Genomic DNA, 13309 nt, shown 5'->3' with positions numbered 1-13309 from the left:
GTAAAACCGTCGCGGTTTTGGAACCTCACTCTGAACCGGGGCTTCGAACCGGGATTACTCGCTGACGATTACCGCTGCGGCCGACCGTTCGCCGGTACGGCCGAACTACTCGACAGCTACGATGTCCACCACGCGTCATTCGGCCTCCGAAATCGAGTTGAGCAGTGCGCCGACGGCTTGTGCCCCGCGCTCAGGCGTGTCGAACGTCGGAATTCCGGCTGCCTCCATCTGTCGGCGCTCGTCGTCGAGTGCGTGGTCGGGGCCGGCGACCGTAAAGCAGATCGGTTTGTCGACCTCGGCGGAGAGCGTCTCGAGTTCAGCGACGGGATAGCCGAGCGAGTCCTCGTAGATTTCATAGACCAGCACGATGTCGACGTTGTCGTCGCGTGCAACGGCGTCGATGACGGCACCGAACTCGGGCATCGGTCGGCCCGTGTCGACCGGGTTTTCCGTGTACGTGATGCCCGGAAGGATGTCGTCGAGTCGCTCGCGGGTCTCGTCGGTCAGGTCCGGAAACGTCGCCGCGGTGCCTTTGAGGTAGTCAGTCATGATGATTCCTGGTCCGGCCTGGGCCGTGACGAGACCGACGTTCGGGCCGTCGGGCGTCGGCGAGTCGGCCAGGGCTCTGCCGGCATCGAGCAGTTCGGTCGTCGACGAAACGGTCACCAATCCGGGCTGGTCGAAGCCGGCCTCGTAGATGGCATTGTCCTGCGCCGGCGCGGCGGTGTGCGCTCGCGCGAGATCGGCGATGTCGTGTTCGCCGACTTTGAACGCGGCGATCGGCGTCTCGGCGGTTTGGCAGGCCTGCAGGAGTGCGTCGACGTCCTCTGTCCCCTCGACGTGCATGACGATTGCGTCGGTCCGCGGATCGTCGTCGAGCGCCGGAATCACGTCGGCAAAGCCCGTGTTCATCCGGTTTCCGAGGCCGAACATCGCCGAGATACCGTATCCCTCACGAGTCAGTTGAAACGACATGGTGATCCCGACGCCGGCACTCTGGGTAACGAGTCCGATGTTTCCGGTCTCCACGTCGCGGATTCGAGGAACGAACGACCCGTACAGATCCTTGTGGGGGATCGCGTATCCGGCCGTGTTCGGCCCGAGAACTGTCATGTCGTACGCCGCCGCGGTCTCCGCAATCGTGTTTTGCAGCTCCGCACCGTCGCCACCCATCTCGGCGAATCCGCCGGCGAAGATCACGGCCGCCTCGACGCCCGCCTCACCGCACTCCTCGATCACGTCCGGTTGCAGGTGCCGAGGGACACAACACAACGCCAGTTCCGCGTCGGTCTCCCGCACCGAGTCGACGAACTCGTAGCCGAAGACGGTCCCCGAACTCGAGGGATTTACGGGATAGATCTCGGTGTCGGAGGCTTCGACGTTAGACATCGCATCGTTCCCGAGCTTTCCCGGCGTCGCCGACGCACCGATAACGGCGACGCCATCCGGATCGAAGAGAGCGGGTAGGCTCATACTGAACTGCAGCGAGTATTGGACCATAAATGGCGGGGATTTTGTGGTACCATCTAACGCGGTTCGCCCGATACAACCCCCTCTTCTCACTCTCCTCTCTCACTCTCCTCTCTCACTCGCCCTCTTCTCACCCTTCCTCCCATTCTTCGTAATCGAGATACTGTCGTCCCTCCGCCGTCTCCGCGAGAATGTCGTCGAAGATCGCCGCTTCCGTCTGGAACTTGTGGACGCTGTGAAGCATCGTGTTGTGAAACTCCGAGAGCAAGTCCCCGTGCGTTTTGAAGAACTCGTGTACCCACCGTTCCATCTCCTCGTTGGTTCGAAACTGCGCGATCGCGTGCCAGTGGTAGTTGCTGTCCGCAGTGAAGAACATTAGAATGTGCGGGTCGTTGACGAGCGCATCGTAGCACGACCGCCAGTTATCGTCGAAGTTCGGAAAGTCGAACGCGATGCGGAACAGATAGTGCCGGAAAATCTCCCGGTTCGGCAAGATTGCTTCCCGGAAGATCTCCTCCTCGGACATCGTATGAAGGATTTCGTTAACCCGGTTGTGGGAGAGCGTGATTCCGTACTCCGACTCGAGGATCCGGCTGAGTTCCCGCGTCGACGCCGTCGGGTAATCGACTCGCGCTTTGAGAATGACGATATCGCGCGGGGAGACGTCGAGCGAATCGGTTGTCGTCATCGTGATTTCTCCTGTGCGTGTTATCATAAAAAGTCTACCTACTCGAGAGATCCGGTCGGGTCGATCGAGATCTGGGACCCAACGACGATGATTGATGGCCGCCAGACGGCGACCGACGGATGGATCAGAACGGGTCTCGAGTAGCCGCCGCCCCGCCCTCCTATCGCGCCACAGCGTGCGCGAGGAGTTCAACCGGCGTCGGGGGTTCCGTGCGGTCCAGCGCGCTGCCGGCGAACGAGCTGTCGGCCGGGACCGGTTCGATTCGCCCGTCGCCGAGTTGCGTTCGGCAGGACGTTCCCGGGGCAGTGACGACATCGGCACCGCTGTCTTCGATCTGCTCGAAGAGGATGTCGCCGATCGAGCGGCTCAGTGAGTAGTGTTCCGCCTCGTAGCCGAACGTGCCGGCCATACCACAGCAGCCCGAGTCGAGCGGATCGACCGCGTACCCCGCCCGCCGAAGGACGCCGACGGCGTGGTGATCCTTCTTTTCGGCCTTCTGGTGGCAGTGCCCGTGGTACGCGAGCGACTCGGCGGGGGGCTCCCACTCGACGTTCTCGTCGAGTCGGAACGTGTCGACGTACTCGCAGACGCCGTAGGAGTTCGCCGCGAGCGATTCGACCGCGCGGCCCGAGCAGAGATCGAGGCTGTCGGATTGGAACATCACGGCGTCGGAGGGTTCCGCGAGGACGACGTCCCAGCCGTCACGAATGCGCGGCTCCAGTTCCGCGATGTTCGTCTCCATCGCGTCGCGCGCGTTGTCGACGAATCCCTTCGACAGCGCCGGACGGCCGCTGTCGGTCCGGTCGGCCACGTCGACGCGGACGCCGGCGGCCTCGAGAACGCGCACCGCGGCCTTGCCGACTTCCGGGTGGCTGTAGTTCGTGTACGTATCCGCGAAGAGAACGGCTTTTCGTTCGGCACCCGCCGCGTCCGCCCGAGAGGCTCGCTCCGCCCGCTTCTTCGAGGCGGCCGCGCCGCCTCGCTTCTCGAACCAATCCTGTAGCGTCTCGCGGCTGAACGCGGGAAGCGACCGATCGCTCGCGATTCCGATTGTCTTCTCTGCGATCGCGCCAGACCCCGGAAACGAGTTCAGCAGGTTCGAAACCGGTGCCATCGCGCTGCCGACGGCCGCGAGCGTATCGAAGTTCGCGAAGAGTCGGTCGCGAAGGCTCGCCCCGTGTTCCCGGTGGCGCTCGTGCATGACCTCGGTTTTGAGCTTCGCGACGTCGACACCGCTCGGGCAGTCTCGCTTGCAACCCTTGCAGCCGATACAGAGATCGAGCACCTCCTCGGCGAACTCGTCGTCGGTCGGATCGTCGGGCAGGTCGCCGCTCATCGCCTGCCGAAGGAGGTTCGCCCGCCCTCGTGTGGCGGTGATCTCCTCGTCTGCGGCCCGGTAGGTCGGACACATGACGCCGCCGGTGGTCTCCTGGGAGCCCCGACAGCCGCCGCAGCCGTGACAGAGTTCGACCATGCCCTGCATGCCGTTCTCGTTCTCCCAGTTCATCGACGGTTCGAACCCGGCGTCGTACTCGTAGTCGTCGTCGTACCGGAGGTGCTCGGTCATGTCGTGGTCGCCACAGACGTTGCCCGGGTTGAGCAGCCAGTCGGGGTCGAACGCGGTCTTCAGGTCGCGGAACGCCTGCCAGAGGTCGTCGCCGTAGAGCTTGCGGTTCCACTGGGTGCGTGCGTGGCCGTCGCCGTGTTCGCCCGAGACGCTGCCACCGAACTCGACGACCATATCCGTCACTTCGTCCGCGATGGCTTCCATGTCCTCGCGGTCCGTCGCGGCCTTCGTGTTGACCAGCGGGCGGACGTGGAGGACGCCGGGGCCGGCGTGGGCGTAGAACGCGGCGTCGTCGTCGCGGTCTTTCTCGGTGAGCAGCGCCTGGAAGCGCTCGACGAACTCCGGGAGGTGCGCCGGCGGAATCGCACAGTCTTCGATGAAGCTGATGTGCTTTTCGTCGGAGGTCCGCGAGAGGAGGATCGGCAGGCCGGACTTCCGAAGCGTCCAGAACATGTCCCGCTCGTCCTCGTCGTGTGCTTCCAGTCCGGCGAACGCGAGCGTTTGGTCGATTTCCGGGCGTTCGGCGGGTGGTTCCGCCTCGGTATCCGTCCCCGGAACCCTGTCCGCGAGGAGCCCGGCCGTCCGCTCGCGCCCGTGCTCGTCGTCCGCGGCGTAGAACTCGATCAGCAGTCCCGCCTCGGCGTCGGCCGGAACGAGCGACGCCGCCTCCTCGAACTCGGTCGTCTCGCGGGCCAGCCCGAGGAGCACGTCGTCGATGAGTTCGACCGCGGCCGGCTCGTGTTCGAGGACGTGCTGCACGTCGGTCACGGCGTCGAGGACGCTCTCGTAGAACAGCAGCGAGACGGCCTTCGTCTCGGGGACGGGTTCGAGCGACACCTCGGCCTCGGTGACGACGGCGAGGGTCCCCTCGCTGCCCGCCAGTAGCCGCGCGAGGTTGACCGTTCCGCTCTCGGCCTCCTCGACGAGCACGTCCAGGTTGTACCCCGAGACGTTGCGCTTCAGGTCGGGAAACCGTTCTCGTACCTCGTCGCTTTCCTCGTCGATGATCCGGACGAGTTCAGCGTACACCTGCTCGAGGATGGTTCCCTCGGAATCGGCCGCCAAACGAATCTCGTCGACGGCCGTCTCGCCGAGCGTCGCGACCGTCCCGTCGGCCAGCACGACCTCGCATTCTTCGACGTAGGCGTCGGTCTTGCCGTAGACCAGCGAGTGTGCTCCCGTCGAGTTGTTGCCGATCGCACCGCCGATGACGCTGCGGTCCCCGGCGGCCGGGTCGGGGGCGAACTTCAGGCCGTGCGGCGCGAGTTCGTCGTTGAGTTCGCCGAGGACGGTTCCCGCCTGGACGCGCGCTCGACGCGCGTCGGGATCGATCGCTTCGACGCCGTCCATGTAGCGGGTGAAATCGAGCACGACGGCTTCGTTGACCGCCTGTCCCGCGAGACTCGTCCCGCCGCCCCGCGGCAAGACGGGAATCTCTCGCCGTGCGCAATAGGCGACGGTTTCGGCGACGTCGTCGGTCGACACCGGGAAGACGACGCCGATCGGCGTCATCTCGTAGGCGCTCGCGTCGGTCGCGTACAACTGGCGCGTGTAGGAGTCGAACCGAACGTCGCCCTCGAGTCGCCCGCGAAGATCGGCGACGAGCGCGGGTCGATCCACCTCGCCCGCGACGAACTCGTCGGCGGCCCGTTGATCGGGTATTTCGTCGCTGGCATCGCCTCCCGCATCGAATACAGTATTTGAACTCGCAGTCATCCTCAACTGATCACTTCGATAGGCCATCACACGTTTCACAACGATAAAGCGTTCGACAGCGCGCCGACCGAGTCACTCGTTCCCCGGCACGCTGTCTCGGCGACTACCGCTCTCGAATCGGTCGAGTCTCTCCCGCAGTGGGGCTGAACGGTCGGGAATCTCTCGTTTCACCCCACCTCTCAGTTCGGTTCGATCGACATGACGGTGCGCGAAACAAACAGCTATATGCCTGAGGCGTGCTAACTGCTATCGATACGACCAGTGGTCAGTGCCCTGCGTCGGCACGCCGGCCGAGTGCAGCCGAGCGCAGTCACTCGACTCACGGTCTCCGTTCCAGTCTCACCCGACCTATGCAAACGATACTCCTCTGTGCCGATACGGACGGCGAACGAATCACCGAACAGGTCGACTCGATTACGAGCCTGCCGCTCGAGCAGGATCGCGTGCGGGTACTCGTCTATCACGTCTTCCGGACCGACGACGACGAAGCCGATGCCGCGAATCTCAAGGCGGTCCAGTACGCCACCGCTGAACTCGAGGCGGCGGGCTTCGAGGTCGAGGTGCGCCAGTCGAGCGGGGATGCCGTACGGAACATCCTCGAAACGGCTGCGGCCGTCGATGCCGACCTGCTCAGTATCGGCGGCAGAAACCGATCCCCGACCGGAAAAGCGCTGTTCGGCAGCGTCGCACAGCAGGTGATGCTTCGATCGGAGCGCCCGGTCCTGTTCTCCACCGCCGGCGAGTAAGCGGGTCCGATCGCCGGATTCTGAACTCGCGTGGGTTCGGCTTGCACTACGCGTCCTCGAACGCCGGTTGCCGTGTCGTGTTCGTCATCACAGGAGGCCGACGAACGCCGCAGCGTGAACCAGGGCTGCGGTGATCGGAACGAGGAGGACCGTTCGCATGACGAACAGTACGAAGAGGTCCCGGAACCGGATCGGAATGTCGTCGAACATGTCAACCATCATCGGGGCCGACGCGGCGAAGAAGATCGCCTGCGAACTCACGACGATCACGACGAACGCTTTCGTGATCACGTCGGTGCCGACGACGAGCGTCGCCGCGATGAACATCTCCGCGCCGCCGATGATGATCGCCGAGGCGGCTATCTGCGGGTCCGGAATACTCAGGGCCGCCAGGACGGGGACCAGCGGCTGCGAGATCACTTCGAAGACGGACGTGTACTCGTTGAGCGTCACGACGGTGATCCCGATCGAGAGGATCGTTCCGAGCATCATCGCCGTCAGTTTCATCCCGTCGATGAGCCCTTCAACCGCGGACCGCGGAATCGAGGCTCCCTGTTCGGCGGTTCTGACCGCCTCGTTGAACGCGAACCGGATGTAATCGCCGACCGAGCCGCGGAACTCCGGTTCGGGATCTGGGGTCGCGACGTACTCGTTTGGAACGGTCGACAGCGGCGGCACGCGAACGAGGATGACCGCCGTTGCGATGACGCTAATCAGGTAGAGGAAGACGACGATCGGGAAGATGTGCAGGATGTCGAGCACGGCCGCGATCGCGCCGACCGTTCCCAGGTTCCCCGTCGCGAAGCAGGTGCAGATCGCAAAGACCTCGCGTTTGTTGTAGCCGCCGCGGTCGAAGACGTTTCGCGTGAGGTAGTAGCCGATACTGAACGACCCGAGCCAGGACGCCGCGCTGTCCAGGGCCGCGCGGCCGGGGAGGTTGAACAGGGGCCGCATCACCGGCTGAGACAGCGTGCCGACGAACTGGAGGCCGCCGAGTTCGGCGAGCAGGTTGACGAACATCGCCCCGATCGGAATTACGAGCGCGATCGTCAACAGGAGGCCGCCCCAGACGACGCCCGACGTATCGTCGCTGAGAAGCCATTCCGGACCGGTTTCGAGCAGGATCGGCGCGGCGACGACGACCCCGAGCAGGCGAAGCGCCCAGAATAGCGTCGAGGTCTGCCAGTAGTCGAGTTCCAACCGGTCGACGAGTTGCTGGTCGACCGTCACGAGCCCCTGATAGTGAAGCATCGAGACGGTCGTCAAGAGGCCGCCACCGAGAATCAAGCCGAACGTAAACACCTCCACGAGAAACGGGTACGATTCCTGAATGAGACCGACGACGACATCGAGCGGGATCGTCGTCTGTCCTTCCCATTCGATCGGAAACAGAAAGAAGAACGATCCGATCCCGAAGGCGAGAACGAACCGTAGTAACGGTTGGGGACGCTTCTCGATCAGCGTCACATTGTCGATCGTTTTGTCCTCCGGCTCGGCGTTCTCTCCAGGCGTGTGCTCGTCACTCTCCCACGCGGTCCTCCCGAACATGGTCCGAGGGTATTTTTCATTAACAATAAAGTCATCGATCATGCGTGATTGTTACTGACCAACTTACACCAATACTGTCGTTTCGTCACACATTGTCTTCTCACGCCGAGCCGAGAACCGACGTCGACCTGATCGCACAGACGACCGGTGTACGTGTTCTCGATCGTGAGGAACGGTGAACGCGTCTCCGTCGGACCACGGATTACAATTCTCGCTAATGCGGATTGAATCTGTGAAATCGGAATCTAGATGGACTTATTTTGAATTTTTGTAATACACGCGTCGTATGTGCGTGGATATCATCCGAGAGCAGTTACCATCGGACAAACGGTCAGGTTTTACGCACATACCGCTGTAACGCACAGCGTGTAACTCGCTCGGGCCAGTCCCGCCGGACTCGGCCCGTTCCGCCCATAGAACGCCGCCACTGGTCTCTCCTTCCGGGTGGCTCGCGCTGGATCGCTGGATACCGTACATACTACGGCCGCGTGCGTGCTTCAGATCTCGTCGGCAGGGTGTCCCCACCCTTACTCGGACGCAGTGAGCGACCACAACAATTATCACGGTTTGCCCTAACCACTCGTAGTATGAGCGGTGATACGACGGCATCTCCCGTACTGATAGCCGGCGCTGGACCGGTCGGAATGAGCGCAGCACTCGCCTTACACGCGCGAGGAATCGACGCAACGATTCTCGAAGCCGAATCTGCAGACCGGGATCGTTCCGGCAGTCGCGCCATCTACGTCCACGGATCCACGCTCCGGACGCTCGAACGAGTTCATCCGGGACTCGGCACCGACCTCGTCGACGAGGGCCTCGTCTGGCCGACGCGACGCACGCTCTTCCGGGGCGCGGAAGTGTTCAGCCGAACGTACGACTCCCCCGGCGGCTCGGGTGACATTCCACACTTTACCAGCGTCCCGCAGGTCGTCACCGAGGACTACATGCACGACGCGCTTGCCGAGGCCGGCATCGACATCCACTGGGATGCCGAGGTCGATATCGTCGAGTCCTCACCCGACGGCGTCCGCGTCGAGACGGCCGACGGCCGCGAATGGCGCGGCGAGTTCCTGATCGGCGCGGACGGCGGCGGCTCGACCGTTCGCAAGGAGATCGGCGCGAACTTCGAGGGCGACCAGTCCGAGAACGCCTTCCTCATCGCCGACATCGAGGAGATCGAAGACGAACAGCGCGAACTCGAGCGGGTATTCCACTACGACGCGCCCGCGGCCGACGGCCGCAACGTGTTGCTCGTCCCCTTCACCGGCGGCTGGCGACTCGACATTCAGTGCATCGAGGGCGACGACCCCGAGGAACTCAGCAGCGAAGAGCGGATGCGCGAGTTCATCCGCGACATCATGGGCGAGCGCTACGAGGACAACCTGCAGTGGGTCTCGAGTTACTACTTCCTCCAGGTGATGGCGGACACCTTCATCGACGACGACCGCCGGGTGCTGCTCGCCGGTGAAGCGGCGCACCTGCTCGCGCCCTTCGGCGCTCGCGGGATGAACTCGGGCATCGCCGACGCGGACGAGGCAGCTTCGGCGATTGCGGCCGCTATCGATGCGAAGACCGACGCGGTCGTCCGCGACGAGGTCGAACTGTACGCGGCCCGGCGCGAGAAAGCCGCCGAGTTCAATCTCGACGCGGCGGGACAGGCGCTCGAATACCTCCAGGGCGAGGATCCGGTGACGGTGTTACAGAAGGAGGCAGCGGCCTCGCTTGCGGATCAGTTCGAGACTGCGGGCGAGTGGCTCGACGACGCTCCCTACGGTCCGCACGGAACGCCGCCGATCGTGTCGACCGGGAACTACTGACTCCCGAGTCGTCATCGGTTCACCGAATACGAGGACCGTTACACGTTTTCACAAACTCGTCACCATCACTTCAGAGACGCCGATACCTGCACCAACTCAGACGAGTTCGAGTTGCTTGCCGACCCAGTGATCGCGCGCAGCCAGCACCAACGCCTTCTCGTCTGCGAAGTCGGTCGTCTCCGCGACGAACTCGTCCCACTCGCCCTCCGGAACGGTCTCGAGTTCAGCCGCGGCGTCGGCGGGACTGGGACTCGCCGCAACCAGGTCGTCGAACGAACTGAACTCGGTGTGGGCCTGGACGAACTCTGCATCGAACAGGTCGGTGAGTGGAATCTCGGTATCGGGGTCGTGTACGTCTGCGGCGGTCGGAAGGTCGTCACGTTGTTCGGCGGCTGCTCTCACGTCGCTTTCGAGTGCCATGGGCTCACTTGGCGGTCGGGTATTGTAAATCCATTCCATTGTCGTCCGCGTCGGTCCGGTTCGGGTACCGCCTCGTGTGCCGGTCCGCTGCCCCGTGAGAAAGCGGGCTCGCCGACCGCCCGTTTTTCGTCGTCCGCTCTGTCTTGTGCTCGCCGATCAGAACGGGAACTCGCGGGGTTCGTGCTGGAGCGAGATCCACTTTTGCTCGGTGATCTCGTCCAGGAACGCCTCGCTGTTATAGCCGCCGACGCCAGAGGCACCGGTGCCGCCGAACGGAACGTGCGCCTCGTCGTTGATCGGTTGGTCGTTGACGTGGACCATGCCGGTCTCTAACCGTTCGGCGATGCGTTTGCCCGCGCCGACGTCGCCGGCGTGAACCGAACCCGACAGGCCGTACGCCGTGGCGTTTGCGAGTTCAACTGCTTCGTCGACGGTCGAGAACGGGATGACCGGCGCGATGGGACCGAAGTGCTCGTTGCAGGCGGCCGGCATGTCGTTCGTCACGCCCGAGAGCACGGTCGGCGCGACGACCAGCGAGTCGTCGACGCCCTCCAGTTCGACCGTTTCGCCGCCGGTTTCGAGGGTTGCGCCGGCGTCGATCGTCCGATCGACGTACTCGAGCATTTCGTCGCGCTGGGATTCGTCGATGATCGGGCCGACGACCGTCTCCTCGTGCGCGCTGCCGACCGGTAGACGCTCGGCGCGGTCGGTCAGTTTCGCGACGTACTCGTCGTAAACGTCCTCGTGGACGAGGTGGCGATTGATGGAGATACACACCTGCCCCTGGTGGACGAAGCTTCCGAACGCGGCGGCGTCGACGGCTGCGTCGATATCGGCCTCGTCGGTGACGACGTGGGCGTTGTTGCCGCCGAGTTCCATCGCAGGGACCGCGAGGTTCTCGCCGGCGGCCGCGGCGACGCGGCGACCGACCGCGGTGGAACCGGTGAAGGCGACGACGTCGCTCTCGGGGTGGCTCGCGACGCGATCGCCGATCTCGGAGCCGCGGCCGGTGACGACGTTTAACACGCCTTCGGGCAGTCCGGCGGCTTCGAACAGGCGTGCGAACAGGAGGCCGCCGACGATCGGCGTGTTCGTCGCGGGTTTGAGGACGACCGCGTTGCCCGCGGCGATCGCCGGCGCGACGGCGCGCATCGAGAGATTCAGCGGGAAGTTCCACGGCGAAATCACCGTGACGACGCCCTTGGGAACGCGCTGAACGATGTTCTCTTTGCCGGGAACGTTCGACGCGGCGTGCTCGCCTTTCATTCGGCGGGGCAGCGTCGCCGCTTCTGCGGCTTGATCCGATGCTAGCTGGAGAGAGGTTTCGCCCATTCCCCGCGTCCCGCCGGCCTCGTGGGCCAGCAGGTCGATGATCTGCTCGCGGTGTTCATCGAGCAGCCCCAGCATCTCCTGGACGACTTCTTGCCGTCGGGCCGGCGGCGTTTGTGCCCACTCGTCCTGTGCCTCGGCGGCTGCTTCGTAGGCCGCGTCGACGTCGGTCTCAGTTCCGGCCGGAACCGTCGCGACGGTCTCTCGCGTCGACGGATCCGCCACGTCGATCGTCGCCCCACTCGCCGCTTCCCGCCACTCTCCGTCGATGTACAGACGATTCCAGTCCGCATCGATGCCATACGGAGACTCCATCTGTTGCCCCATACCATTCCATTCGGCGGCAAGCAGATCAATGTTTGCAGAGTGGACACCGGTGTTACCGGCTCAACGGCGGCTCTATCCGCCGCCCGCGATTTCGAACCCCCGTCGCGGCGGCCGCTCAGGGCGACGACGCACCCGACACTGAACTCGAGCACCCGGTCGAATGCGACGGTGAACTCGACTCGAAACGCCGGCGCACGCGGACACGTAATTGGAGTCTGGAGTCGGTCTCAGTCTGCAGTCCGTTCGACAGCGGCGTCAAACACTTGCTCCGACCGGAAGACGCCGTAACACTCCTCACAGACCATCTGTCCCTGGACCGCGTATTCCCAGAGCTTTCCGCCGCAGTCCAGACAGTCGAAGTGCGCTTGGACGAACGGATCCTCCTCGACGTACGGATTCTCGAACTCGGCCATACGGAAACGCTAGGGGCGACAATCTATAAGAGTACTGCCTCGTTTGCCGCCAGCCACTGCGGACCCATGCGCGAGGTGGGGAGTGGGACTTGCACGGACGAGTTCCGAGTCCGGATCGAATTAGCCATCGATACCGGCTTCGGCGTAGAAGTTCATCGCCTCCAGAATCGGTCGGTCGGTCATACCGAGGAGGATCGCTTCGTCGTCCGGTTCGTGGTGATGGGGTGCGTCCGGCGGCACGACAAAGATGTCCCACTGTCCCCATTCGAGGGCCTCGCCGTCGACGTGGGTCGCGCCCTCACCTTCTATGACGAAGTAGACTTCCGTCGCGTTGTGGAAGTGTGCGTCCGTCGGCCCGTCGTTTAGCAGCTGCGCCCGGAAGGACATGGTCGGGAACAGCGGCTCCTCCCCCGTGGCCGGATTGACGTACGCGAGGCTGTAGCCGTCGTAGGGGTCCGGTTCGTCATTGTCCGCGCGTTGACGGAGCGACTCCTCCATCTCGTCCCACCCGAAGCGATACGGCGGCGTCGGCTCCTGATTACCCTCGAACGGTCCGGGAATGGAGCCGTCTTTTCGCTCGCCGGCGGGGCGGCCGCGCCCGTACTGGGAGGCCCAGTATCCCTGCGACTTCGTCACCGGCTGTCGTTCGAGTTCGTGATTCTCGAAGACGTGCGTGTTGTTCAGCGTATCCAGGAACAGCGGCAGGTCGAGCACGTCGAGCCAGGCGGCCGTTTCGTCGGAGTCGTTGATGTGGTCGTGCCACTCCCACTGTGGCGTGGTGACGAGGTCATTGTCCTTCATGGGGAACTCCTCGCCGGCGACGACCGTCTTCATGTCTTCGTGGCCGTCGATGGTGAACCGAAGGGCGCTTGCTGCGTGGCGGTGGGAGGGTGCGGTTTCGCCGGGCGAGACCGTCTGCACGCCGACGTAGATCGTGTTCGAAATCGCGTGTTCGGCGTTGATCGGCACCGCAACCCGTCGCTGGAAGCCCGGCGGGAGGTCGGCGATCGGCACGTCCGCCTCGATGCCGTCGATAGCGGCCTCGATGTCCTCCCACTTCCAGATGTCCGCTTCGAGGTCGTCGAGGAGATGCCCCATGTCGTCTTCTACTTCCCAGAGCGGGCGGAGGTTGTGTTGCTCGAGGGTGCTCCGCGTGTCGGAACTCAACTCGAGGAGTTCCTCTGGCTCTTGTTCTGCCATAGTCGCATGTTTGATGAACGATACCATAAGTGTGTTGGAGGCACTGTCGCCGTCGTCGATGGCTGCAA

General features: G+C 63.8%; 10 protein-coding genes. 2 read left to right on the top strand and 8 right to left on the bottom strand.

Annotated elements, in window-relative coordinates; genetic code table 11:
• Nucleotides 1–135: 135 nt before the first annotated feature.
• The 3 genes from C480_RS20280 to C480_RS20270 form a co-directional block, all read right to left on the bottom strand.
• Nucleotides 136–1473, bottom strand: coding sequence for a CoA-binding protein (locus C480_RS20280; protein WP_049904123.1), 1338 nt, complete (start codon nt 1471–1473; stop codon nt 136–138).
• A 127-nt stretch (nt 1474–1600) separates the two neighbouring features.
• Nucleotides 1601–2158, bottom strand: coding sequence for a hypothetical protein (locus tag C480_RS20275; protein WP_006667528.1), 558 nt, complete (start codon nt 2156–2158; stop codon nt 1601–1603).
• Nucleotides 2159–2318: 160 nt separating this feature from the next.
• Nucleotides 2319–5441, bottom strand: a complete 3123-nt coding sequence (locus C480_RS20270; RefSeq protein WP_006667527.1) for an FAD-binding and (Fe-S)-binding domain-containing protein — start codon at nt 5439–5441, stop codon at nt 2319–2321.
• Nucleotides 5442–5791: 350 nt separating this feature from the next.
• Here C480_RS20270 and C480_RS20265 point away from each other — a divergent pair, with 350 nt between their 5' ends.
• The gene (locus tag C480_RS20265; protein ID WP_006667526.1) at nt 5792–6187 is read left to right on the top strand and encodes a universal stress protein; all 396 of its coding nucleotides are present in this window, start codon (nt 5792–5794) and stop codon (nt 6185–6187) included.
• Between the two features lie 87 nt (nt 6188–6274).
• Here the strand turns inward: C480_RS20265 and C480_RS20260 are convergent, their stop codons facing one another.
• Nucleotides 6275–7735: a YjiH family protein gene (locus tag C480_RS20260; RefSeq protein ID WP_006667525.1), complete on the bottom strand. Its 1461-nt coding sequence runs from the start codon at nt 7733–7735 to the stop codon at nt 6275–6277.
• Nucleotides 7736–8322: 587 nt separating this feature from the next.
• Between C480_RS20260 and C480_RS20255 the strand changes: the two genes are divergently transcribed.
• On the top strand, nt 8323–9552 hold the full coding sequence (locus C480_RS20255; RefSeq protein WP_006667524.1) for an FAD-dependent monooxygenase: 1230 nt from the start codon (nt 8323–8325) through the stop codon (nt 9550–9552).
• Between the two features lie 96 nt (nt 9553–9648).
• On the opposite strand, the gene C480_RS20250 is transcribed toward C480_RS20255, so the two are convergent.
• The 4 genes from C480_RS20250 to C480_RS20235 all read right to left on the bottom strand — a co-directional run bounded on the left by C480_RS20250 (nt 9649) and on the right by C480_RS20235 (nt 13241).
• Nucleotides 9649–9972: a hypothetical protein gene (locus C480_RS20250; protein ID WP_006667523.1), complete on the bottom strand. Its 324-nt coding sequence runs from the start codon at nt 9970–9972 to the stop codon at nt 9649–9651.
• A 156-nt stretch (nt 9973–10128) separates the two neighbouring features.
• Entirely contained in the window at nt 10129–11628 is a 1500-nt protein-coding gene (locus tag C480_RS20245) for an aldehyde dehydrogenase family protein (protein WP_049904109.1), read from the bottom strand.
• A 227-nt stretch (nt 11629–11855) separates the two neighbouring features.
• The gene (locus tag C480_RS20240) at nt 11856–12041 is read right to left on the bottom strand and encodes a hypothetical protein (RefSeq protein ID WP_006107339.1); all 186 of its coding nucleotides are present in this window, start codon (nt 12039–12041) and stop codon (nt 11856–11858) included.
• Nucleotides 12042–12161: 120 nt separating this feature from the next.
• On the bottom strand, nt 12162–13241 hold the full coding sequence (locus tag C480_RS20235) for a cupin domain-containing protein (protein ID WP_006667521.1): 1080 nt from the start codon (nt 13239–13241) through the stop codon (nt 12162–12164).
• Between the last annotated feature and the right edge of the window lie 68 nt (nt 13242–13309).

Source organism: Natrialba aegyptia DSM 13077 (genome assembly GCF_000337535.1).
In the GTDB taxonomy this organism is placed as follows: domain Archaea; phylum Halobacteriota; class Halobacteria; order Halobacteriales; family Natrialbaceae; genus Natrialba; species Natrialba aegyptia.
This window is presented reverse-complemented; position numbering and strand designations above follow the sequence as displayed.